General features: G+C 70.7%; 20 protein-coding genes. 16 read left to right on the forward strand and 4 right to left on the reverse strand.

The genetic code is table 11. The features are described 5' to 3' along the window. Positions 1 to 24: 24 nt before the first annotated feature. The 7 genes from FMP39_RS04480 to FMP39_RS04510 are packed head-to-tail and all read left to right on the forward strand — an operon-like array spanning position 25 to position 7,688. Positions 25 to 1,773 carry an FHA domain-containing protein gene (locus FMP39_RS04480; protein ID WP_141588761.1) on the forward strand — a complete coding sequence of 583 codons (1,749 nt, stop codon included), beginning with the start codon at positions 25 to 27 and terminating at the stop codon, positions 1,771 to 1,773. Next, positions 1,770 to 3,485: an exodeoxyribonuclease VII large subunit gene (gene xseA / locus FMP39_RS04485; protein WP_141588762.1), complete on the forward strand. Its 1,716-nt coding sequence runs from the start codon at positions 1,770 to 1,772 to the stop codon at positions 3,483 to 3,485. Before FMP39_RS04480 ends, xseA begins: the two co-directional genes overlap by 4 nt. Positions 3,486 to 3,527: 42 nt before the next feature. Beyond that, complete coding sequence (gene xseB, locus FMP39_RS04490) at positions 3,528 to 3,884, forward strand: exodeoxyribonuclease VII small subunit (protein ID WP_141588763.1); 357 nt, start codon at positions 3,528 to 3,530, stop codon at positions 3,882 to 3,884. Positions 3,885 to 3,908: 24 nt separating this feature from the next. After that, positions 3,909 to 4,289, forward strand: a complete 381-nt coding sequence (locus tag FMP39_RS04495) for a PleD family two-component system response regulator (RefSeq protein ID WP_026113988.1) — start codon at positions 3,909 to 3,911, stop codon at positions 4,287 to 4,289. Between the two features lie 17 nt (positions 4,290 to 4,306). Continuing rightward, positions 4,307 to 5,200 carry a polyprenyl synthetase family protein gene (locus FMP39_RS04500; protein ID WP_141588764.1) on the forward strand — a complete coding sequence of 298 codons (894 nt, stop codon included), beginning with the start codon at positions 4,307 to 4,309 and terminating at the stop codon, positions 5,198 to 5,200. Beyond that, complete coding sequence (locus FMP39_RS04505; RefSeq protein WP_141588765.1) at positions 5,200 to 6,951, forward strand: 1-deoxy-D-xylulose-5-phosphate synthase; 1,752 nt, start codon at positions 5,200 to 5,202, stop codon at positions 6,949 to 6,951. Before FMP39_RS04500 ends, FMP39_RS04505 begins: the two co-directional genes overlap by 1 nt. Continuing rightward, positions 6,948 to 7,688, forward strand: a complete 741-nt coding sequence (locus tag FMP39_RS04510; protein WP_141588766.1) for a TlyA family RNA methyltransferase — start codon at positions 6,948 to 6,950, stop codon at positions 7,686 to 7,688. The genes FMP39_RS04505 and FMP39_RS04510 overlap by 4 nt, the downstream gene beginning before the upstream one ends. A 9-nt stretch (positions 7,689 to 7,697) precedes the next feature. On the opposite strand, the gene FMP39_RS04515 is transcribed toward FMP39_RS04510, so the two are convergent. After that, positions 7,698 to 9,299 (reverse strand): hypothetical protein, encoded by a 1,602-nt coding sequence (locus FMP39_RS04515; RefSeq protein ID WP_141588767.1) that lies wholly within the window; start codon positions 9,297 to 9,299, stop codon positions 7,698 to 7,700. 485 nt (positions 9,300 to 9,784) lie between these two features. On the opposite strand from FMP39_RS04515, the gene FMP39_RS04520 reads away from it, so the two are divergent. The 9 genes from FMP39_RS04520 to FMP39_RS04560 all read left to right on the forward strand — a co-directional run bounded on the left by FMP39_RS04520 (position 9,785) and on the right by FMP39_RS04560 (position 19,304). Next, positions 9,785 to 12,295 (forward strand): ATP-binding protein, encoded by a 2,511-nt coding sequence (locus FMP39_RS04520; RefSeq protein WP_141588768.1) that lies wholly within the window; start codon positions 9,785 to 9,787, stop codon positions 12,293 to 12,295. A 43-nt stretch (positions 12,296 to 12,338) separates the two neighbouring features. Continuing rightward, on the forward strand, positions 12,339 to 14,213 hold the full coding sequence (locus FMP39_RS04525) for a tetratricopeptide repeat protein (protein WP_141588769.1): 1,875 nt from the start codon (positions 12,339 to 12,341) through the stop codon (positions 14,211 to 14,213). Between the two features lie 12 nt (positions 14,214 to 14,225). Next, a complete protein-coding gene (locus FMP39_RS04530) occupies positions 14,226 to 15,065 on the forward strand; it encodes an alpha/beta hydrolase (protein WP_141588770.1) in 840 nt (279 codons plus the stop codon). Between the two features lie 55 nt (positions 15,066 to 15,120). Then, positions 15,121 to 15,462: a bactofilin BacN gene (gene bacN, locus FMP39_RS04535; RefSeq protein ID WP_002636699.1), complete on the forward strand. Its 342-nt coding sequence runs from the start codon at positions 15,121 to 15,123 to the stop codon at positions 15,460 to 15,462. Continuing rightward, positions 15,459 to 15,839, forward strand: coding sequence for a bactofilin BacO (bacO, locus tag FMP39_RS04540; protein WP_011554629.1), 381 nt, complete (start codon positions 15,459 to 15,461; stop codon positions 15,837 to 15,839). Before bacN ends, bacO begins: the two co-directional genes overlap by 4 nt. 3 nt (positions 15,840 to 15,842) lie before the next feature. Continuing rightward, positions 15,843 to 16,565, forward strand: a complete 723-nt coding sequence (gene bacP, locus FMP39_RS04545) for a bactofilin BacP (RefSeq protein WP_141588771.1) — start codon at positions 15,843 to 15,845, stop codon at positions 16,563 to 16,565. 64 nt (positions 16,566 to 16,629) lie between these two features. Then, on the forward strand, positions 16,630 to 18,105 hold the full coding sequence (locus FMP39_RS04550; protein WP_228557664.1) for a ParB N-terminal domain-containing protein: 1,476 nt from the start codon (positions 16,630 to 16,632) through the stop codon (positions 18,103 to 18,105). Between the two features lie 3 nt (positions 18,106 to 18,108). Continuing rightward, positions 18,109 to 18,675, forward strand: a complete 567-nt coding sequence (gene pyrE, locus FMP39_RS04555) for an orotate phosphoribosyltransferase (RefSeq protein WP_090494249.1) — start codon at positions 18,109 to 18,111, stop codon at positions 18,673 to 18,675. Further along, entirely contained in the window at positions 18,672 to 19,304 is a 633-nt protein-coding gene (locus FMP39_RS04560; protein ID WP_141588772.1) for a hypothetical protein, read from the forward strand. Before pyrE ends, FMP39_RS04560 begins: the two co-directional genes overlap by 4 nt. A 6-nt stretch (positions 19,305 to 19,310) precedes the next feature. On the opposite strand, the gene FMP39_RS04565 is transcribed toward FMP39_RS04560, so the two are convergent. The 3 genes from FMP39_RS04565 to nadB all read right to left on the reverse strand — a co-directional run bounded on the left by FMP39_RS04565 (position 19,311) and on the right by nadB (position 22,242). Then, positions 19,311 to 19,904, reverse strand: coding sequence for a TIGR00730 family Rossman fold protein (locus tag FMP39_RS04565; protein WP_141588773.1), 594 nt, complete (start codon positions 19,902 to 19,904; stop codon positions 19,311 to 19,313). A gap of 1 nt (position 19,905) precedes the next feature. Continuing rightward, a complete protein-coding gene (locus FMP39_RS04570) occupies positions 19,906 to 20,559 on the reverse strand; it encodes a rhomboid family intramembrane serine protease (protein ID WP_090494245.1) in 654 nt (217 codons plus the stop codon). Between the two features lie 93 nt (positions 20,560 to 20,652). Then, complete coding sequence (gene nadB, locus FMP39_RS04575) at positions 20,653 to 22,242, reverse strand: L-aspartate oxidase (RefSeq protein ID WP_141588774.1); 1,590 nt, start codon at positions 22,240 to 22,242, stop codon at positions 20,653 to 20,655. Positions 22,243 to 22,329 lie beyond the last annotated feature (87 nt).

Raw genomic sequence — 22,329 nt, forward strand, 5'->3', positions numbered from 1 at the left:
CGTGCTCACTTCGACAGGAAGTCGGTGATTCGCATGTCCAACGGTTCCCCTCCGGCACGCCGCCGGCCCCCTTCCGGGGCGCCCTCGGGTGGGACCGGGTCCCGTCCCGCCGTGCGCAGGACGTCCGCCCGGCCCGCGCCTGCCCCCGTCTCCGCCGCGGCCCGGCTCATTTGCATCGCGGGCCCCAAGGACGGTGAGGAGTTTGCCCTGTCCGAGGAGGAGTACGTCATCGGTCGAGCGACCGATAACGCCATCTGCATCCCGGACACCTCCGTGTCCCGCAAGCACGTCATGGTGCGGAAGTCGGGAGCGGGCTGGGCGGTGAGCGACCTGGGCTCCGGCAACGGAACGCTCATCAACGGCGACGTCATCAACGAAGAGACGCCGCTGGCCAACGGTGACGTCATCACGTTGGGCGACACGGAGCTGCGCTTCGAGGACGTGGCCAACTCCACGATGATGGTCGGCGCGCCGGCCCCCGGTCCGCGTCCTCGTCCGGCGGCCTCGGGGAGCCGCGGCGCGGTGCCGCCCCGTCCGGGGCCTCGCGTCGAAGGTGGGCGCGTGCGCAGCGCGCGCGCGACGGCGGCCACGGCGCCGAGCCCCGAGGAGCTGAAGAAGAAGAAGCTCATCAAGCTGGGGGTGGCGGGCGCGGTGGTGGTGCTGTTCGCGGGCCTGGGCGTGGTGCGGATGAACGTCCAGAAGCAGCAGGCGGTCGCCGCGGAAGAAGCCCGGCAGGGCAAGAACCACCGGGAGCGGCTGGGCAGCCTGTTCCAGGACGCGAAGAACCTGGTGCGCGAGGGCAAGTGGGTCGAAGCGAAGGCGAAGCTGGAGGAGCTCCAGTCCGAGGCGCCGGAGTACCCGGGCGTGGCGGACTACCTCGGGCACGCCGCGCGCGAGATTCCCGTCCAGGAGAAGCTGACGGCGGCCAAGGAGGCCCTGGCGAAGAAGGAGCTGGGCAAGGCCGGTACGCTGCTGGCCAGCGCGGGTGAGAGCCAGTTCCTCTACGAGCAGGTGAACTCGACGAAGCGCGCGCTGTCGGAGGCCGCGGACACGCGCACGCGCGAGGCGCGCAAGCTGCTGGATGAGAACCAGCTCGACATGGCCAAGGCCATCACCGAAGACATCCTGGTGGCCTTCCCGGAGCACCGCGACGCCAAGCTCATCAACGAGCAGGCGGCGCAGGCCATCATCGTCCGTGACACGCCCAGGCCCGTGGTCCAGGGGCCGGCCCCCAAGCCGTGGGAGCCCGCCGTTGACCGCTTCCGCGACGGTGACATGTCCGGCGCGGTGGCCATCCTCAACGCGTGCATGGCGCGCACGCCGCAGTGCAAGAAGGTGCTCGGGCAGGTGACGGAGTTCGGCAACCTCTACAAGCGGTTGGAGGACCTGGACGCCCGGGGCCTGTCGAAGCTGATGTCGCTGGACAAGGACATCACCGGCGGCCGTCCCAGCAAGATGGCGCGCAACGCGGGGACGCGGGCGGCCACCATCTTCTACAAGGGCGCCACCGCGGCGAAGGCGGCGGGGCAGTGGAGCCGCGCCATGGACTACTCGCGCAAGGCGCTGCAGGCGGACCCCGGGCACGCGGGCGCCACCAACATCATCAGTGAGCTGAAGGCGAAGGCGAAGGACGTCTACCTCCAGGCCTACTCCCTGAAGGACGGGAGCCCCGATGAGGCCCTGCCCAAGTTCAAGGACGTGGTGGCGATGACGCCGCCGGATGACGAGTACCACGAGAAGGCGAAGTCCTGGGTCGAGAAGCTGTCCCGATGACCCGGCGCAAGGTGGGAGGCGGCACGCTGCCGCCAGTGGGCCAGCAGGGTGACCTGTTCGGCAGTGGCGCCTCCACGCCTCGTGCGGCTGGCGCGACGCGGAAGGCCGCGGCGCCACCGAAGCCTCCGCCGCCTCCGGTGGACGAGGACGGCACCTCGCTGCTGGGACCGATGGAGGGCGCGCCGCCTCCGCCGCCCAAGCCCGAGCGCGTGGTGCTGTCGGTGGGCGAGCTGACCCGCCAACTGAAGCAGACGCTGGAGTCGCGCTTCGCCCGCGTCATCGTGCGCGGCGAGGTGACGGGCTTTCGCGGGCCCAACGCGCGCGGCCACTGGTACTTCTCGTTGAAGGACGCGGGCGCGGCCATCGACGCGAAGGTGTGGGCCTCCATGGCGGCCCGCCTGCGCTTCGCGCTGCGCGACGGCATGGAGGTGATTGCCGAAGGCAGCGTGGACCTGTACGAGCCGCAGGGCCGCTACAGCCTCATCGTCCAGCGGCTGGAGCCGGTGGGCGAGGGCGCGCTGGCGCTGGCCTTCGAGCAGCTCAAGGAGCGGCTGGCCCAGGAGGGACTCATTGGTCCCGGGCGTGTGCGGCCCCCCAGGCCGTTGCCCTACCTGCCTCGGCGGATTGGCGTGGTGACGAGCCGGACCGGCGCGGCGCTCCAGGACTTCCTGCGCGTGCTGCATTCGCGCAACCCGCGGCAGAGCGTCCTGGTGGCGGATGCGCGCGTGCAGGGCGAAGGCTCCGCCGTGGAGGTGGCTCGCGCCATCGAGCGGCTGGCTCGCACGGACGTGGACGTCATCGTGGTGACGCGCGGTGGTGGCTCGGTGGAGGACCTCTGGACCTTCAACGAGGAGCGGGTGGCGCGCGCCATCTTCGCCTCGCCGGTACCGGTGGTGTCCGCCATTGGCCACGAAATCGACTTCACCATCTCCGACTTCGTGGCGGACCTGCGCGCGCCCACGCCCAGCGCCGCGGCGGAGCGCCTGGCGCCGGTGCTGGCCGACCTGGAGCTGACGCTGGCCACGCAGGCGGGCCGTCTGCGGCGTGCCATGGAGCGCCGGGTGCTGGAGCTGCGCGAGGAGCAAGGGCAGCTCGCGTCGCGGCTGGAGGACCCTCGGCGGGCCATCAACCACCAGCGGCTCCACCTGTCCGAGCAGGTGGAGTCGATGATGCGCGTGCTGCGGCCAGCCGTGCGGGGGCACCGCGAGGAGCTGCGGTCGCTGACCGAAAGGCTTCAGCGGGCGCGTCCCCAGGCCCGGCTGGGTGAGCAGCGGGCGCACCTGTTGAAGCTGGCCATGCGGCTGTCGGAGGCGGTGCGCGCAGGTGTGGCGACGCGGCACGGGGCGCTGGCGACGGCACGGCTGGGGCTCGAGAGGGCGTCACCAGCGGCCCAGGTGTCCCGCGAGCGCGCCCGGCTGGCCGCGCACCGGGCGCGGCTGCTGGCGCTCCAGCAGGGGGCCCTGGCGGATGCGCAGAAGCGTTTCCAGCGTCTGGAGGGACGTCTGGACGCGATGAGTCCGTTGAAGGTGATGTCCCGCGGTTATTCGGTGGTGTTCCGCCAGCGCGATGGCGCGGTGGTCCGCACGGGCGCGGATGTCCAGGTGGGAGAGCGCCTGGGGTTGAAGCTCGCGTCGAACGGGGCGAAGTCGCTCGGGGGATGTGAAGAAATCGAAGCCACCGTCACGGCGGTGAAAGGGCCGGTGGACTGCTGACGGGCCACCCTCTAGAGTCCCGCGCCCCATGCGGGGAGGTGGATGGAAGTGGCGAAGTCGGACAAGGCGCCCAAGGCGGACAAGGTAGCGGAGGCCGAGGTCCCCGAGCAGTACGGGGACGTGGTCTCCCGGCTCGAGGAGACGGTGGGCCGGCTGGAGAGCGGCAATCTCTCCCTGGAGGACTCGCTCAAGGCCTTCGAGGAAGGCATCCGGCTGGTGCGCCGGGGTGAGAAGCTGCTCACCGAGGCGGAGCAGCGCATCGAACAGCTCCTGCTGGACGAGGACGGAAACGACGTGGTGGCGCCCCTGTCGGTCGCCGCGCGTCCGGCGGCACCCGCGCCCGCGGCCCCTCGGGCCCCCGCTCCCCGCCCGCCCCCGGAGGATGACGTCCCCTTCTAGGTGCTCGGGCGCGTCCATTCCGGCATGTCGAAGCTGAAAATCACCATTGTCGATGATGACCGCGACACGCGGGAGCTGCTGGCGGCGGCCCTGGAGTACGAGGGCTTCGCCGTCACCATGGCGGCCAACGGCCTGCGGCTCATCGCGTCGCTCCAACTTCACCGGCCGCATGCCATCCTCCTGGACGTGAACATGTCCTGGATTGACGGCTTCGAGCTGTGCCGTGCGGTGAAGAAGAACGAGCAGTTCCGGGACATCCCCGTCATCTTCATCAGTGGCCGCGGGGAGCCCGAGGACAAGCGGCACGGCATGGCGGTGGGCGCCGCGGACTACTTCGTCAAGCCGCTGGACATGGACAAGCTCGTCAGCCGCATTCGCGAGCTCGTGCCCGCGCAGATTCCATAAGAGGAGCACGGACGCTCGTGGCAACGTTTCAACTGAACTCCTTCCTGGCCGCTCAGCAGGCGCGCGTCGAGTCCCTGCTGAACGAGCGCGTGGCGCGGCTCGGGCCTTCCGGGACGCCTCCGCAGCTCGCGGAGGCCATGCGCTACTCCCTGCTGGCCGGCGGCAAGCGCCTGCGCCCGGTGCTCTGCCTGGCCTTCGCGGACCTCGTGGCGCGCGGAAGCGCCGTGTCCGGGGTGGTGGGCGACGCGGCGTGCGCGCTGGAGTACGTGCACACGTACTCGCTGGTGCATGACGACCTGCCGGCGATGGACAACGACGACTACCGCCGGGGTCGGCTCACCAACCACAAGGTGTACGGCGAGGCCATGGCCATCCTCGCGGGTGACGCGCTGTTGACGGAGGCCTTCACGTTGGTGGCCAGTGGGCCTGAGAGCATGCGCGCCGCGCTGTGCCGGGAGCTGGCGGTGGCCTCGGGCGCGGCGGGCATGGTGGGCGGGCAGGTGCTGGACACCGCCGAGGACCGGCCGTCCGCGCTGGACTACCTCATCCGGATGCACCGCATGAAGACGGGCGCCCTCATCCGGGCCGCGTGCCGCATGGGCGTGCTGGCCAGCGGTGGAGACGCGGACGCATTGGCGCGCGCGGACACCTACGGTGACGCGGTGGGGCTGGCCTTCCAGATTGCCGATGACGTGCTGGACGTGACGGCCACGGCGGCGGAGCTGGGCAAGCCCGCGGGCGCGGACGCCGCGGCCGGGCGCTTCACCTTCCCGGCGGTGGTGGGCCTGGAGGCGTCGCGGAAGCTGGCGGACCAGAAGGTGGCCGAGGCCATCGCGGCCGTACGCCCCCTGGAGGGCGAGGACGGGCCGCTGGCGGCGTTGGCGCGCTACACGGTGGAGCGGAAGTCCTAATGTCGGAGTTGCTGTCACGCATCGGCTCGCCTTCGGACGTCCGCGCACTTCCCGAGGAGGCACTGCCGCTCCTGTGCCAGGAACTGCGCGAGGACATCATCTCCATCTGCGGCCGCGTGGGAGGCCACCTGGGGGCCTCCCTGGGCGCGGTGGAGCTCATCGTCGCGCTGCACCGCGTGTTCCATTCGCCCCAAGACGCGCTGCTGTTCGACGTGGGGCACCAGACGTACGCGCACAAGCTCCTCACGGGGCGGCGTGACCGCATGCACACGCTGCGGCACGCGGGCGGCATCGCGCCGTTCCTGGACCCGCGGGAGAGTCCTCACGACGCGCTGCTCGCGGGGCATTCATGCACGGCGGTGTCCGCGGCGCTGGGCGTGTTGGAGGGCCGGCGGCAGCAGGGGCACCGAGGCCACGTGGTGGCGGTGTTGGGCGACGGCGGCCTCACGGGGGGCCTTACATTTGAAGGGCTCAACAACGCGGGGGGGAGTTCCCTGCCGTTGGTCGTCGTCCTCAACGACAACCAGATGTCCATCAGCGCCAACGTGGGGGCCATCCCCGCGCTGCTGCGCACCCGCGAGGCGCGCGACTTCTTCGAAGGCCTGGGCTTCACCTACCTGGGCCCGGTGGATGGGCACGACCTGCCTGCGCTGATTCGCGCGCTGCGCGAAGCCCGTGCCTCGTCGCGGCCGGTGGTGGTGCACGCGCTGACGCTGAAGGGGAAGGGCTTTCCGCCAGCGGAGGCCGACGCGCAGACGCGTGGACATGCCATGGGCCCGTATGAGTGGCGGGACGGCAAGCTGGTGCGCTCGCGCGGTGGCCAGCGGACCTTCAGCGAGGCCTTCGCGGCGGTGCTCGAGGACGCGATGGCCCGAGACCCACGGGTGGTTGCGGTGACTCCCGCGATGTTGGAGGGCTCGGCGCTCAACGCGCTCAAGGCGCGCTTCCCGGACCGGGTGCACGACGTGGGCATCGCGGAACAGCACGCCGTCACCTTCAGCGCGGGGCTGGCCTTGGCCGGCGCGCGGCCGGTGTGCTGCATCTATTCGACCTTCCTCCAGCGCGCGTACGACCAGATCATCCACGACGTGTGTCTGCCGGGCCTGCCCGTCGTCTTCGCCGTGGACCGCGCGGGGCTGGTGGGCGCGGATGGGGCGACGCACCAGGGCACCTACGACGTGGCGTCCCTGCGCCCGCTGCCGGACCTGCACCTGTGGTCGCCCATGGTGGGGGAGGACCTGGCGCCCATGCTGGACACCGCCCTGGCGGCGCCGCACGCCTCCGTCATCCGCTTCCCTCGCGGCACGCTGCCGCCCCTGCCCGAAGGACTGAGCGCGGGTGAGGTGCCGCTGCGGGGGGCTCGCTGGCTGCTTCGCGCGGAGCAGCCCCGGCTCACGCTGGTGACGTTGGGGCCTCTGGGCATCGCCGCGCTGGAGGCCGCGCGGGGCGAGCCCGGCTGGAGCGTGCTGGATGCGCGCTGCGCTTCGCCTCTGGATGAGGCCGCCTTGCTGGAGGCCGGCCGGTCCGGTCATGTCGTGGTGGCCGAGGAGGGCACCACGCGCGGCGGGCTGGGCAGCGCGGTGCTGGAGCTCTTCGCGGCGCACGGGCTGATGGCCCGCGTCCGGTTGATGGGCATGCCCGATGCGTTCGTTCCCCACGGGGACGCGCGGGTTCAGCGCGCGGAGCAGGGGCTGGACGCGGCGGGCCTGCGGCGCGCGGGCCTGGCGCTGCTGGCAGGGGGCGGACGGTGAAGCCTCGCAAGGAACGGTTGGACGTGCTGGTGGTGGAGCGCGGACTGGCCGAGTCGCGCACCAAGGCCCAGGCGCTCATCCTGGCCGGCCAGGTGGTGGTGGGCGACCAGCGCGTGGACAAGCCCGGCACGCTGATTCCCCAGGAGGCGGAGCTGCGCCTCAAGGGCGAGGTGCTTCCCTACGTGTCGCGCGGCGGGCTGAAGCTGAAGGGCGCCATCGACCGCTTCGGGCTCGACGTTCGAGGCAAGGTGGCCGCGGACATCGGCGCGAGCACCGGCGGCTTCACGGACTGCCTGCTCCAGCACGGCGCCACGCGCGTCCACGCGATTGACGTGGGCTACGGACAGCTCCACGAGAAGCTGCGTACGGACTCGCGGGTGCGCTCGCGCGAGCGCGTCAACGCGCGCTACCTCACGGAAGAGGACCTGCCGGAGAAGGTCGGCGTGGTCGTCATCGACGTGAGCTTCATCTCCCTCACGCAGGTGCTGCCGTCGGTGCTGACGTACCTGGAGCCGGGCGGGCTGCTGGTGGCGCTGGTGAAACCCCAGTTCGAGGTGGGTCCGGACCGGGTGGGGAAGGGCGGCGTGGTGCGGGATGCCGCCGCCCGGCAGGACGCCATCGACACCGTGACGGCGTTCGTCCGCGAGCAGGGCCTGGAGGTGCTCGGGTTGATGGACTCCACGGTGCCCGGGCCCGCTGGCAACGTGGAGGCACTCCTCGTCGCCAGCAGGCCCTGAGTCCTCGCGCTACGGCCGGTAGCGGCGGTAGTCGGACAGGGGCAGCGTCTGCACCACGTCGAAGCCGGTGCGGATCCACAGACGGCCTTCCGGGTCGATGGCACCGCCCAGGCTGTCGACCACCTGGTGGCGGAACAGCTCGCGGGCCTCGCCGCCGGACGTCTGGTCCACGGCGACGATTTCGTTGGGCAGCGTCGGCGCGCCATCCAGCCCGCGGGCCGGCGCGTTGAGCAGGAAGAGCTCCGGCGAGTTGGGCCGCCGCAGCACCTGGAGCACGTTCAGCGCGCCATTCGCGTCGATGGAGCGGTTGTCCCGGTTGCGAATCTGCCCTGACGCGTCAAGGAACCAGACGCGTTGCTTGCCCATCGCGACGAGGCGCGAGGCGCCCGGGTGGTAGAGGATGCGCGCCAGCGGCACCGGGAGCGCGGGGCTGGTCCATTGGAGCCGAGCGCCCTCGCACTCGTCCTGGTTCGCGGCGCAGGCGATGACCTGCGACTGCTCCGAGCCGAGTTGGAGGCCCAGGAAGAGCGTGTTGCCCGTGTCGTTGAAGGCGCCCAGGGGGAGGCGCTCGTTGCGCGCGAAGGTCCGCAGCTTGTACGCGGCCCGGGCCGTTCCGCCCGCGCCCTGCTCACCCGTCTCGCCCGCGTACAGCTCGGTGACGGTGACGTCCGTGCGCGAAGCATCCGGTCCCGAGCCCAGGGACGCGATGAGAATCATCCCGTCCGCGCGAACCAGGGGCGGAGCGATGACGCTCTCCAGCGTCGTGGGCGCGTAGAGCCACTTGACCTCGGCCACGCTCTCCGACGTGCCGTTGGGGTTGTGGGACAGGCGGCGCACCTCGTCGATGCGGTTGACGATGATGGCGTCACCGCCTGGCAGCACGGTGAGCTGCGTGGGGCCGATGTCCGTCGTCGTGCGCGCGGTGATGCGCAGCTCGGCGTCCACGGCGAATGCGCCCACGTTCGGGGTCCACACCCAGCGCTTGCCACTGATGGGGTTGCGCTCGGTGATGACCGTCTCGGGAGTGCAGGCGATGGGCATCCCGACAGTGCCCGTCACCTTGCCGCTGAGGTCCACGCGGTACAGCGTGGGAATCTCCGTCGGCGGTTCGCCGCAGCCCACGAACGTGGGGTTTGCGCTGGTGCCGTCGATGACGAAGTGGTCGGTGACGACCTGTCCCGCGTTCTGCGGCTCCACGATGCGCCGCTGTACCGGGAAATAGGAGACCGGAGCGGGCTGCGAGCGGTTCGTGCGTCCGTCCGAGCACGTGGCCACCGCGTTCAGCGACAGGTTCGCGGCCAGGCCCACCGTGGCATAGGGGATGTCGTTGCGCTCCAGCGTCAGCGTCATGGTGCCGCCGCTGTGCGGGAAGGTCCGGAGCAGGGTCTCCCGGTCATTGACGTTGAGCGTCGAGCCGCCCTCGCAGCCAGACACCGTGACGATGACCTGGAGCTTGTCGTCGGAGATGATGCTCGCGGGCACCGTCAGGGCGACCTGGGGAGGATCCGGCGTGGGAGGGGGCGGTTCACTGCCGCCACAGGCGGCGGCCAGACTGCCGGCGACGATGAGTGCGGAGCGCCGCGCGCGCCGCGTCAGGGAAGGGTGGGCCATGGCGGCGACTCTAGCCGGTACGCGGCATCCCAAGCATCCAGGCCCGTTTGTCGGGGTGCCCGAATGGATTCTCGCTCTCCCCTGGGTACGGAACGTCCCCCAATGTCCGCGGGCTGTGGTAGTTCCGCCAGCGCCGTTGGGACCCTGTGCGGTGGGCGGCGTCACAGCGCCAGGGATGCGCCAGGAAGTTGCATGTGCAGCCCCACTGGCGCCTGATGGGCGGTAGGCAGGGCGGGCGGCCGTGCGCGGTCCGCGGGTGATTGGGAAGTGACGTCCATCGTGTACGCTCGACTCCCGGAGGGCTTGGGGGCGGCGGGGACCGACGTGGCCACATCCTCCCACCCATGCCCGCCGTTCTGGCTCCAGGGCGTGTTCAGCGGCATGATCGGGATCCGAACCATGAACTCTTTCGCACGCAGCGGGTTTTTGCAGCCTCTCTACCCGGCGCAATGTCGCCGGGGCTGGGGTTCACCGTGAGAGTCGAGATGCAGGCTGATCAGCGGGGACGCGTGCTGGTGGTGGCCGCCAAGGAGGCGGGCGATGCGCTCATGGAGCGGCTCACGTCGAGCGGCTACCAGTGTGCGTCGGCGGAGAAGGAGAGCGGCCTGGCCCAGGTCGCGGACACGTTGCAGCCAGAGGTCGTCCTGCTGGCGGTGACGGCGAAGCGCGCCGCGGAGATGCTGGAGTCGCTGCGCAAGGTGGACCGGCTCCAGCGCCTGCCGGTGCTGGTGGACCTGGGCCGCGCGCGCTCGGCGGAAGCTTTCAAGCGGCTGGCCGTGGACGATTGGATCCGCAGCGCCGACGAGGTGGTGCCCCGTCTGGAGGCCGCCCTGCGCGCAGGCCGGCTGCGTGACCGGGAAGAGCGGATCCGTCTGCGCATGGGGATGCTGCTGGAAATCACCCAGGCGGCCACCAGTTCGCTCGAGCTGGAGGAGATACTCCGCATCGCCGTGGACAAGGTCGGCCGTGTCACCGGGACGGACCGTTGCTCCGTGGTGCTGGTGGAGGGCAGCCATGCCCGCACCGCGAAGGTGGTGGCCACGCAGGAGGACCCGAGCCTCGTCCAACTGGACATCGAGGTGATGCGCTACCCGGAGCTGCGCCGCGCGCTGGAGACGCGGGAATCGGTGGTCATCGAGGAGGCGCAGCGCGACCCGCTGATGGCGGAGGTCCGCACCAACATCCTGCCGCTGGGCGTGAAGTCCATCCTGGTGCAGCCCCTCATCTGTCAGGGCGACCTGCTGGGGGCGCTGTTCCTACGGGTATCGCGCGCTGACGCGTCGTTCGGCCGGGACGAGCAGGAGTTCGCCCAGGCGGTGGCCGGTGTGCTGGCCAACTCCATCCGCAACGCGCGCCTGCACACCGCGGTGAAGAAGAAGCGCGAGGACCTGGAGGAGGCCTACGTCCAGCGTTACCAGGAGCTGAACGAGGCCAACCGCCGGCTGAAGGAACTCAACCGGCTCAAGGACGAAATCATCGCGGTGTGCAGCCACGACCTGCGCGCGCCGCTCCAGGTGCTCCTGGGGCACGGCCGGCTGTTGCAGGAGGGGCCGCTGGAGCCGCAGCAGCGCCAGTCCTCCGAGGCGATGATTCGCCAGGGAAAGAAGATCCTCGGCCTGGTGGAGTCGCTGCTGGAGAAGGGGAAGGGCGAGGCGGCGCGGCTGTCCATCGAGCCTCGCGTCCTGGATGTGGCGCAGCTCTGCCGCGACGCCGTCAACGAGCTGGAGATTCTCGCCGCGGACCGGGGCGTGTCGCTGCGCGCCGACTGTCCGGACAGCCTGATGCTCATCGGTGACGAGGTGAAGCTGCACGAGGTGCTGCAGAACCTCATCACCAACGCCATCCACCACGCGCGCCAGGACGGCGAGGTGGTGGTGAGCACCCAGCGCCTGGGCCGTCCGGACGGGGACGCGGCCAAGGTGTGCGTGCAGGACGACGGCGTCGGCATCCCGCCGGACGAGCTGCACCTCGTCTTCGACCGCTACCGCCACGGCGGCAAGGGCGGGACCGGCCTGGGGCTGGCTATCTGCAAGGAGTTCGTGGAGCTGCACGGCGGTGAAATCTGGGCGGAGAGCCCGCCCGACACCGGCTGCATCTTCGTCTTCACGCTGCCGCTGGCGCAGGAAGCGCCGCGCAACCCGCGTCCGCCGCCCGCCGCCGCGTCCACGCCGCAGGAGCAGCCGCGCGTGTTGGTGGTGGAGGACGAGCCGGAGATCGCCGCGGTGCTGTCGGAGGTGCTGCGCTCCAAGTACCGCGTGGAGGTGGCGCGCGACGGCGCGGAGGGCCTGGCCCGGGCGAAGGCCCAGCGGCCGGACCTGGTGGTCATGGACGTGTTCCTGCCCAAGCTGGACGGCCTGGACGCGGCCATGGCGCTCAAGTCCTCGACGGACACCGCGCGCATCCCCGTCATCCTGCTGTCCGCCCACCAGGGCGTGGCGGAGAAGGTCCGCTCGCTCAACCTGGGCGCGGTGGACTACATGAGCAAGCCGTTCAACGCGGTGGAGCTCCTCAACCGCACCGAGCGCGCCCTCAAGCTGCGCCAGGGTGAGCGCGAGCAGCAGGAGAAGGAGAAGAGCAGCGCCTTGCAGCGGCGCACCGGCAGTGACCCCGCCACGGGCCTGCACGACCGGCGCGGGCTGCTGCTGCGGCTGGAGCAGGAGGTGGCGCGCAGCCGGCGTTACCACCGCGCGCTCAGCCTCGCCGTGCTCCGGCCCGACCGGCCGGTGGAGCCGGTGCCGTCCAACATCGCCGATGTCATGCGCAAGCGGGTGCGCCACCCGGATGCCATCTCCCACCTGGGCGGAGGTGTGTTCGCCGTCGTCCTGCCGGAGTGCCAGGCGGAGGCGGCGCGCGCCGTCATCAGCCGCATGTTGCCGGATGTGGAGAAGGCGACGGACACGGAGTACCGGTCGGCGGTGGCGGATGTGAGTCAGGACAGCGACTCGGTCGAGAAGCTGCTGGAGAAGCTGGGCGCGCCGGCCCCCGAAGAGAGCTGAGGCGACTGCGCGCGGGACGGGCTCACGCTAGACTCAGGCTTGCGTGCGCCCCTCTCGCCTCCTCGTGTCCGCCCTGCTGGCCGTCCTCGTGGCGCCGGGTGTGTCCACGGCCGCCCCGTCACGGCGGCCGCGCGTGGACCCGGAGGCCATGCGAGAGGCCATCGACGCGGGCTCCACGGACGAAGGCCGCTACGCCTCCTCCGCCAGCTACACGAACTACCTCCAGTCCCGGCTGAAGCACCATGCCGGGGATCACCGGGGCGCGGTGGACGCGCTGCGGCTGGCCCTGGCCACGGATGATGGGAACCCGCTGTTGCTTACCCGGCTGGGGGAGGAGTACGCCCGTCTGGGCGATTTGACGCGCGCGGAGCGCGAGCTGCGCCGGGCCGTGCTGCGCGCCCCCGCCTACTACCCCGCGCACGTGCTCCTGGGCCGCGTTCTCACGGAGTCGAAGCGGTTCGCCCGGGCCCGCCTGCACCTGCGGCGCGCGGTGACGCTCAAGCCTCGCGAGCCGGAGGCGTATCTCGTCCTGACCCAGCTCCACCTGGAGATGGGGGCCCCGGACGAAGCGGTGAAGGTGGTGGACGCGCTGGCGTTGGCGCTGCCGGGGGAGGCCTCGGGGTACCAGCGCCTGGGGTTGGCGCTGGCGGAGCGGGGCGACACGGCGCGCGCCGAGCGCCTGCTGGTAGAGGCCGCCTCCCGGAACCCGGGTGACGTGGAGGTGCTCACGGCGCTGGCGCGGCTGTACGAAGACACCGGCCGGCCCGTGCAGGCGGAAGAGTCCCTGGCTCGGGCGCTGGAGCGGGACCCGGACAGCCGCGAGGTGCTGCTGGGCGCCGGACGCGCGGCGCTGAAGGCGGGCTCCGCCGTCCGGGCGCGGGCGTACTTCGACCGGCTGTTGTCCCTCTCCTCCGAGCCGGAGATGCCGGTACGGGTGGCCTTCAGCTACCTCGCCGCGCGCGAGCCCAGGGCGGCCGCGGAGGTGCTGGAGGCGGCGCGCCGGGGGGACCATGCGGACCCTCGGCTGGCCTACTACGCGGGGCTCGTCCATGAGCGGATGCGCCGCTTCGCCGACGCGGCGGAGGCCTTCGCTGGGGTGCCCGCCGAGGCGGATGTCTACGCCGACGCGCGCCTGCGCCGAGCCCGCAGCCTGTCACTCCTGGGCGAGCACTCCCGGGCCCTCACGCTCTTCCGGGCCGCGATGCAGGAGTCGCCAGCGGACGTGGAAGTCCGGATGCAGTTCGCCCGGGCACTGGAGCGCGGCGGCACGCCGAACCGCGCGGAGCTGCTCCTTCGCGAGGGCCTGTCCGCCGGTCCCTCCGCGGCGCTGTATGACGCCCTGGCCGCCACGCTCCATCGGCAGGGCCGGGGGCGCGAAGCACTGACACTGCTTCGCGAGGCGGTGGCCCGCTTCCCCCGGGACCAAGACTTGCTGTACGTGCTGGGCGCGGCCCATGAGCGGCAGGGCGACGTGACGGGCGCGCTGGCCCGCATGCGGGCGGTGCTGGCTGTGTCACCGGACCACGCCGCCGCGTTGAACTTCCTGGGCTACCTGCTGGCGCAGGCGGGGCAGAACCTGGACGAGGCCGAGCGGCGCGTGCGGCGGGCCCTGGAGCTGCGACCGGACACCGGGGCCTACCTGGACTCACTGGGCTGGGTGTACTTCCGCAGGGGAGACTACGCCCGGGCCGTGGACGCGCTGGAGCGGGCCTCCACGCTGGCTCCCGACGAGCCCGTCATCCTCGAACACCTGGGAGACGCCTATCAGCAGGTGGCGAGGACGGACGACGCCGCGGCCGTCTGGCGGCGCGCCCTGGAAGTGCTGACGCTGGACCCCGAGTCCGCCGAGCCTCCCGGCCAGCGCGCCGCGTTGGAGCGCAAGCTCAATGCGCTACCCACGCGTGCGCCAGACCGCTAAGTTGGTGGGCCTATGGCGCGTAGCGACGAGGGCTTCTTTCCCGGCAGGGACGGGACACGACTGTACTGGAAGTCCATCCTTCCAGACGCCGAGCCCCGCGCGCATGTCGCGGTGGTGCACGGGTATGGTGACCACTTCGGGCGCTATGGCTTCGTGACGGAAGCACTGCTGGCGGACGGCTTCGCGGTCCACGGCTTCGACTACCGGGGCCATGGCAAGGCCGACGGGCGCCGGGCCTACTGCGAGAAGTGGCCGGACTACCTGGAGGACCTGGAGGTCTTCTGGGAGCGGGTGCGTGCGGTATCGGAGGGCAAGAAGGCCTTCGTGCTGGCGCACAGCCACGGCGGCCTGATGTCGGCGACGTGGGCTTCCAGCCGGCAGGTGGAGGGGTTGACGGGGCTGGTGCTGTCGGCGCCGTACCTCAAGCTGGCCATCACCCCGCCGGCCTCGAAGCTGATGGCCGCGCGCGCGGTGGGCAAGCTGGTGCCATGGCTGAGCATCTCCTCCGGGCTGAAGGTGGAGGACCTCACCCATGACACCGACGTGCAGCGGGCCACCCGGGAGGATCCGCTCCACCAGGCCATCGCCACGCCCCGGTGGTTCGTCGAATCGACCCGGGCGCAGGGCGAGGCCGTGCTGCTGGCGCCGAAGATTCAAGTGCCGCTGTTCGTCCTGTGTGGCGCGGAGGATGGGGTGGCCGCTCCGGCGGCGGCGCGGGAGTACTTCGAGCGGGCGGGGTCGCCGGACAAGAAGTTCAAGGAGTACCCCGGAATGCGGCATGAGCCGCTCAACGAGGTGGGCCGTGCGGAGGTATTCCGGGATATCTCCGGCTGGATCTCCGCGCATCTCTGACATAATCAGGTCGCCCGGCTCCTAGGGAGGAGCTGGCGCTGGGTGAGGTCACCGCATGGCAACGGGTGAAACGGGCATCATCGGCAAGGGCATCGTCATCAAGGGCAACCTCACGGGAGGTGGGGACCTGGTGATCGAGGGACGTGTGGAGGGGCAGATTGCCCTGAAGAACCACCTCACCATCGAGAGCACCGGCAAGGTGCAGGCGGACATCCGCGCCGAGGAGTTGACCATCAACGGCGAGGCCAGCGGCAACATCGACGCCTCGTCGCGCGTGGCCATCAACGCCTCGGCCAAGGTGGCCGGCGACATCAAGGCACCTCGCGTCGTCATCGAGGACGGGGCTGTGTTCAACGGCTCCATCGAGATGGACGTACGGCTTCCTGACGACATTTGAGCTTCACGCCGCGCACGGCACGGCACACACCTTTCGAGAGGCGGACAACACTCATGGCGAATACGGTCATTGGCTCGAGCATCGTCATCGACGGGGAGATCTCCGGCGACGAGGACCTGGTCATCCAGGGCACCGTGAAGGGGAAGATTTCCCTCAAGGAAAGCCTCTACGTAGAGGGCAGCGGCGTCGTCGAGGCCGACATCGAGACGCAGAACGTGGAGATCGCCGGCCGCGTCACGGGCAACATCGTCGCCAGCGACAAGGTGGAGCTGAAGACGGACTGCCGCGTGGTGGGAGACATCAAGGCGCCTCGAATCCTCATCGCCGACGGTGCCTCCTTCAAGGGCAACGTCGACATGGACATGAAGGAGCGCTGATTCGTGGCCACCGCGAAGGAGCTCTCAGCGAGCAGCAACGTCGACAACACCGTGGTGGGGCCTTCCATCCTCATCAGCGGCCGGTTGACGGGCGACGAGGACCTCACGGTCCGAGGGCGCGTCGAGGGTGAGCTGACGCTCAGCCGCACCCTCATCGTGGAGCCCTCGGGCGTGGTGAAGGCCAACGTGGCGGTGAAGAACGCCATCGTCAGCGGCGTGGTGGTGGGCAACATCAACGCCACCGAGAGCGTGGAGCTCACCCGCGAAGGCCGCATGGTGGGCGACATCCGCGCCCCGCGCGTCATCATCGTCGACGGGGCCAGCTTCCGTGGCCGCGTGGACATGGGTGACGTGGAGCCGGGACGTCTGCCGGCCGAGCGCCCCGCGGTGGTCCGCCCCACGGCGGTGACCCGGCCCACGGCGACGCCCGCGCGTCCGACGATTCCGGCCGCACGGCCCATGCCTCCGCCGCCGCCGTCGCGGCCCTCGCCGCCTCCTCCGCCCGCGCGCCCCTCGGCGCCTCCCGCGGTGACGCGCCCCTCGGCGCCCATCACCCGTCCGGGGTTGGGTGGCCTGGGAAGCAAGCCGCTGCCGCCGCCTCCGCCGACCCGCGTGGAGCGGGCGGAGCCGCAGGCTGAGCAGGCGGGCTCTGCCGAGCCGCCAACGCCAGTCCTGGTGGGTGCTGGCGCGAAGAAGAAGGTCGTGGTGAAGAAGAAGACCCGCTAGCGCGCACGGCCCGCGCCGCCAGTTGTTGGCGGTGCGGGCGCGTGGGCTTTTCAGGGGTGCCACCATGGACGCCGAGCACAGGGTTGATGGACAGGATGGGACGGCGGGTGCTGGGCCCGAAGGTGGCTCGCAGGCGTCGTCCGGACAGGATGGCGGCCAGGGCGGTGCCGTGAGCGCCGCGCCGCACGCTTCGGGGGGCTCCTCGGAGCCACAGGGCGAGCACAAGCGCGAGGACGCGTCACCGGCGTCCGGTGGTGAGCACCGAGCCGAGGGCACGCCACCCGCCGAAGGTTCGGAGCCGCGATCCGAGGGCACGCCTTCCGAGCAGGGCGTTGCGCAGCGCGCTGAGGGCTCGCCTTCCGAGCAGGGCGCTGCGCATCGCGCCGAGGGCACGCCTTCGGAACAGGGCGCTGCGCATCGCGCCGAGGGCACGCCTTTGGAACAGGGCGAGCCCCAGGACGCCGGCTCTGCGCAGGGGCAGGGCGGTGAGCCTCCCGTCGCCAGTGGCGACACACAGGGCGAGGGCGCACGTCCGCACGATGCGGGCGGGGAAGCGCCGGGCTCCGCGGACGCCTCCGGGAGCGAAGGTTCAAAGGACCAGGCAGGTTCGCAGGAAGGTGGACTGCAGGCCGAGGGCACCACGTCCCACGGTCAGGCGGAGCCACCTGCCAAGGATGCGTCTCATGCGCAGGGCGAGCACCAGGCCGTGAGTGAGTCCCACGGGCAGGACGGAAACGAATCAGGAGGCGGGGCCGTCGCCAACGCGGAGACACGTGCCGAGCAGGCCCCCTCCGACGGCGAGGCCCGTGCCACGCCCGGGCTGGACGAGCGCCCCCACGGCGCGTTCTGGACGGGTGAGGCCGACGGGGACAAAGCCAGCGACGCTGACGAGGAGTCGCGGGAGGACGTCCTCTCGGAACCCGAGCAGCGGCTTTCGGGCCGGGTGACGACGGTGCTCCTGCCGCTGGAGAAGCTGCAGGACGAAAGCGCATTCAAGCTTCGCCCGGAAGGCGACGTGTCGGGGCTGGCCACGGACATCGCGCGGCTGGGGCAGTTGTTCCCGGTGGACGTCCGCCCGGCGGGGGAAGACCGCTACCAGCTCGTCTGCGGATTCCGGCGGGTCGCGGCGCTGCGCTTCCTCAAGCGGGACGCCGTGCAGGCGCGGATCCACCTGCGGCTCTCGGACGAGGACGCGCTGGTGATGTCGCTGGCGGAGGCGATTCACGCCACGCCGGTGGGCCCGGAAGTCCTGGAGGCGAAGCGCGACGAGCTCGATGCGCAGGGGCGCTTGAGCGCGGCCGTTCGCGACATGCTGGAGAAGGCGCTCGCCACCGAGGACACGCTGGCGCCGGAGGGCGTCGAAGAGGAGATTGACGCCGACGAGCTGGCGCAGGAAGTGGCGCAGCGGCTCGGGGCCATCAATCAGGACCTCTCGCTGCTGGCGGACGTGTTCGCCGCGCTGGATGAGTCGCGCAAGGCGGAGCTCCTGATGCAGCTCCGCTACTCGTCCGAGCTGGTCACCTATCTGGAGGGGCTGTAAGCCATGGCGGAACCGCTCGTGCGCGACCGTGCCCGGCTGTTGGAGCTGCTCACCGAGCGCTCCTTCGAGCAGCGCCGCGTGGTGCTCTCGTCCGGCAAGGAGTCGGACTTCTACATCGACTGCAAGCGCACGGCGCTGCTGGCCGAGGGGCACTTTCTCATTGGCCGGCTGTTCCTGGAGGCCATCCGGCGCGAGGCCCCGGAGGCCGTGGGCGTGGGCGGGCTGACGTTGGGTGCCGACCCGTTGGCGTCCGCGGTGAGCCTCACCGGCTATCTGTCCGGCACGCCGCTGGCGGCCTTCATCGTGCGCAAGGAGCCCAAGGGGCACGGCACGGGCCAGTGGATTGAAGGCCTGAGCGGGCTGGGGCAGGGCGCGGCGGTGGCCATCGTGGAGGACGTCGTCACGACGGGAGCCTCCACGCTGAAGGCCATCGAGCGGGCCCAGTTGGAGGGCCTGAAGGTGCTGGGCGCCTTCGCGCTGGTGGACCGGTTGGAGGGTGGGCGTGAAGCCGTGGAGGCCTCGGGTCACCGGCTCCACACGCTCTTCACCCGCAAGGACTTCATTCCGTGAGGCGTCCGTTCATCACTGCGGCGCTGCTGGGGCTGCTCGCGGGCTGTGTCACCACGCCGCCCACGGCCATCAGTGATCCGCCGCCGTCGCTGCCGGATGAACACGCGGAGCATTCCTACCGGAAGATTCTCGCGCGCTACACGGGACAGAAGGAAATCTACGACGGCTTCGACACGCGCGTGTTCGCGGGCGTGACGCTGCAGACGCTGTCCTTCCGCGAGGCGCGCGTGCATCGCCAGGCCGCCTTCCAGCAGCTGCCCACGGTGAAGGTGGAGCAGATGCTCGCCGATGAGCAGGCGAAGGCCGCGCAGGCCCACGAGTTCTTCCTGGGCGTGCACTTCAACGACTTCGTCTACGCCGACTTCGACTCCAAGCACTCCATCTGGCGCCTGGCGCTGGTGACGCCCGCTGGCGAGGTGACGCCCTCGCGCATCCGCCGGCTGGGCCGGGTGAACATGCAGACGCGGGCGTACTACCCGTACACGTCGATTTTCTGGGTGGGGTGGGAGATTCAGTTCCCCACGCAGATGTCCGACGGGAGCCCCGTTATTCCGCCCGGCACGGAGACGGTGACGTTCCGCATGGCTTCGTCGTTGGGCAAGGCGGACATGCAGGTGCGCGCGCAGTAGCGCGGCTCACGTCTGGCTGGTGCGCTTCAGCCACTTCTCGGCGGGCGGCATCGTCGGGCCCGCCAGCAGCCGGTCCACCAGGGCCGTGGGCGACGCGCTCACGGCGAAGGGCGCGGCCTGCTCCATGGGGACGAAGCCTTCCTCCGCGTGGTGCCGGGCCATGGCCAGCAATGGCTGGAAGAAGCCGCGCGTGTCCAGCAGTCCCATGGGCTTGCGGTGCAGGCCGAGCTGGGCCCAGGTCACGATTTCGAAGAGCTCGTCGAGCGTTCCAAAGCCTCCGGGCAGGGCGATGAAGGCATCCGAGCGCTCCGCCATCATCGCCTTGCGCTCGTGCATGGAGCCGACGGAGTGCAGCTCCGTGAGGCCCCGGTGGGCCAGTTCCTTGGCGCCAAGGAAGCCAGGCAGCACGCCCACGACGTTGCCACCAGCGGCCAATGCGCCGTCCGCCACCGCGCCCATGAGCCCCACGCTGGCGCCGCCGTAGACGAGCGTCAGTCCTCGCCGCGCCAGCTCGGCGCCCATGCGTGTGGCGGCGTCCATGTACTCCGGACGCGCGCCGGGCCGGGAGCCGCAGAACACACAGACACTTCGCACTTCCATGTCAAAAGCCTCCACGCCGCTCGGGGTGGGCTGCGTAGAGCGCCACCACCACGGAGAGAAAGAGAAGGATGGGCAGGGCGCGCGCATAGACCTGCCGCCCCATGCGCAGGGCCAATCCGCAAGGCAGGCCGAAGAGGAAGCCGCCCAGATGCCCCGCCCAGCTCACGAAGGGGAGCAGGCTGAGGACAGCCACCTGCGCCAACCAGATGAACAAGTCCCGGCGGCCCTCGCGTGTGGCGACGGGCAGCATGGCCCCCGCCCAGCCGAGAATCATTCCGGACGCGCCCACCGTGGGCACGTCGAAGTCGAAGATGAGTGAGAAGGTGGACGCCCCCAGCGCCGTCACCAGCGACAGGCCGAAGAAGCGCAGGCTGCCGATGCCTCGCTCCAGCGTGAAGCCGAGCGTCACCACCACCGACATGTTGAAGAGGAGGTGGAGGGGACTGCCGTGCTCCAGCACCGCGCCCAGCAGCCGCCAGTACTGGCCCGCCTGCACGAAGGGGCCGTACAGGCCCAGGGGCGGAATCTGCATCCGCCCGTGCTCGCTCCGGACCACCTGGGAGATGGGCAGAACCTGCTCGGCCAGGAAGAGCGACACCGCGCAGGCGATGAGCGCGTAGCACACCCAGGGCCGCGGCTGCGGTGGGCCTGGCACCGGTGGGCCAGGGGGCTGCGCGCCGGTGCCTTCACCGCCCGAGGCGGAGGAGGGGGCATCGAGAATGCGTCGTGGACGGGAGGACATTCGGGCTCACGGCTCCCTGGACACGACGGTGTCTCGCAGCCAGCGGTGGTCGTCCGGGTGCGGGTAGTCCAGCGTGTAGTGGAGGCCGCGGCTCTCCTTGCGGCGGCTGGCGCAGTCGACGATGAGGTAGGCGACGTCGGCGATGTTCCGCAGCTCGATGACGTCGCGAGTCACCTTGAAGCGCCAATAGTAGTCGCGAATCTCCTCGCGCAGCAGCTCCAGCCGGCGCCGCGCGCGCATCAGCCGCTTGTCCGTGCGGACAATGCCGACGTAGTTCCACATGAGCCTGCGAATCTCGTCCCAGTTGTGGGTGACGACGACGCTCTCGTCCGACTCCACCGCGCTGCCCGAATCCCAGGGCGGCGGGTCCTCGGAGGGAGTGGGCTGGGCGCGCACTTCTTCGGCGGCGACCTGCACGGCGCGGTGGCCGAAGACGAGCCCTTCCAGCAGCGAGTTGGACGCGAGCCGGTTGGCGCCGTGCAGGCCCGTGCAGGTGACTTCACCAATGGCGTACAGGCTGGGCACGTTGGTGCGCCCCTCCAGGTCCGTCACCACGCCGCCGCACATGTAGTGGGCCGCCGGGACGACGGGGATGGGCTGCACCGCCATGTCGATGTTGAACGCCTTGCAGGTGGCGTAGATGTTGGGGAAGCGCTCGGCGAGGAAGGCGCGTCCCAGGTGCGTCATGTCCAGGTAGACGCAGTCGTCGCCCGTGCGCTTCATCTCCGCGTCGATGGCACGCGCCACCACGTCACGCGGCGCGAGCGCGCCCATGGGGTGGTAGCGCTCCATGAAGGACGCGCCGCTCTTGAGCTTCAGCTTGCCGCCTTCGCCGCGCAGCGCCTCGCTGATGAGGAAGCTCTTGGCCTCCGGGTGGTAGAGGCACGTGGGGTGGAACTGGTAGAACTCCATGTTCGCCACCTTCGCGCCCGCCCGGTACGCCATGGCCACGCCGTCACCCGTCGCCACGTCCGGGTTGGACGTGTACAGGTACACCTTGCCAGCGCCGCCGGTGGCCAGCACCGTCACCTTGGCCAGGAAGCGCTCGATGACGCCGTCCTCCAGCAGGGCGTAGACCCCCAGACACCGGCTGACCCCAGGGGAGGGGACGCGCCGGTCCTGGATGAGGTCGATGGCGGCCGTCTGCGGGAAGAAGGTGATGTTGGGGACTTCGTCACACGCGGCGAGCAGCGCGCGCTGCACCTCGCGGCCGGTGATGTCGCCCGAATGGATGATGCGGCGCGCGGAGTGGCCCCCCTCGCGGGTGAGGTCGAATTCGCCGGTGATGCGGCGGTTGAACTCCGCGCCCAGGTCCGCCAGCTCCTGCACACGGCTGGGGCCTTCCTTCACCGTGACTTCCACCGCGTCGCGGTGGCACAGCCCCGCACCCGCCACCAGCGTGTCCTCGATGTGGGCCTCAAAGGTGTCAGGGGGCGCGAGCACGCTGGCGATGCCGCCCTGGGCATAGGCCGTGTTGCTTTCGAACCGGTCGCGCTTGGTGAGGATGGCCACCGTGCCATGGCGGGCCGCCTGGAGGGCGAACGAAAGACCCGCCACGCCGCCTCCCAGGACGAGGAAATCGAACCGATGGGGCATGGTGAGCAGCCTTAACGACTGTAAGTGCTGGAAACAAGGCGTTTTCTTGAGGACTTTCCCGCGGATGTCTAAGGTTCGTGGGCCGAT

Source organism: Myxococcus sp. AB056, from assembly GCF_006547365.1.
In the GTDB taxonomy this organism is placed as follows: domain Bacteria; phylum Myxococcota; class Myxococcia; order Myxococcales; family Myxococcaceae; genus Myxococcus; species Myxococcus virescens.

What these genes read in the sequence shown, in the direction of transcription:
- xseA (WP_141588762.1), top strand. Translation starts at nt 1,770, where the DNA reads ATGACCCGGCGCAAGGTGGGAGGCGGCACGCTGCCGCCAGTGGGCCAG.
- xseB (WP_141588763.1), top strand. Translation starts at nt 3,528, where the DNA reads ATGGAAGTGGCGAAGTCGGACAAGGCGCCCAAGGCGGACAAGGTAGCG.
- FMP39_RS04495 (WP_026113988.1), top strand. Translation starts at nt 3,909, where the DNA reads ATGTCGAAGCTGAAAATCACCATTGTCGATGATGACCGCGACACGCGG.
- FMP39_RS04505 (WP_141588765.1), top strand. Translation starts at nt 5,200, where the DNA reads ATGTCGGAGTTGCTGTCACGCATCGGCTCGCCTTCGGACGTCCGCGCA.
- FMP39_RS04515 (WP_141588767.1), bottom strand. Translation starts at nt 9,299, where the DNA reads ATGGCCCACCCTTCCCTGACGCGGCGCGCGCGGCGCTCCGCACTCATC.
- FMP39_RS04520 (WP_141588768.1), top strand. Translation starts at nt 9,785, where the DNA reads ATGCAGGCTGATCAGCGGGGACGCGTGCTGGTGGTGGCCGCCAAGGAG.
- FMP39_RS04530 (WP_141588770.1), top strand. Translation starts at nt 14,226, where the DNA reads ATGGCGCGTAGCGACGAGGGCTTCTTTCCCGGCAGGGACGGGACACGA.
- bacN (WP_002636699.1), top strand. Translation starts at nt 15,121, where the DNA reads ATGGCAACGGGTGAAACGGGCATCATCGGCAAGGGCATCGTCATCAAG.
- FMP39_RS04550 (WP_228557664.1), top strand. Translation starts at nt 16,630, where the DNA reads ATGGACGCCGAGCACAGGGTTGATGGACAGGATGGGACGGCGGGTGCT.
- pyrE (WP_090494249.1), top strand. Translation starts at nt 18,109, where the DNA reads ATGGCGGAACCGCTCGTGCGCGACCGTGCCCGGCTGTTGGAGCTGCTC.
- FMP39_RS04565 (WP_141588773.1), bottom strand. Translation starts at nt 19,904, where the DNA reads ATGGAAGTGCGAAGTGTCTGTGTGTTCTGCGGCTCCCGGCCCGGCGCG.
- nadB (WP_141588774.1), bottom strand. Translation starts at nt 22,242, where the DNA reads ATGCCCCATCGGTTCGATTTCCTCGTCCTGGGAGGCGGCGTGGCGGGT.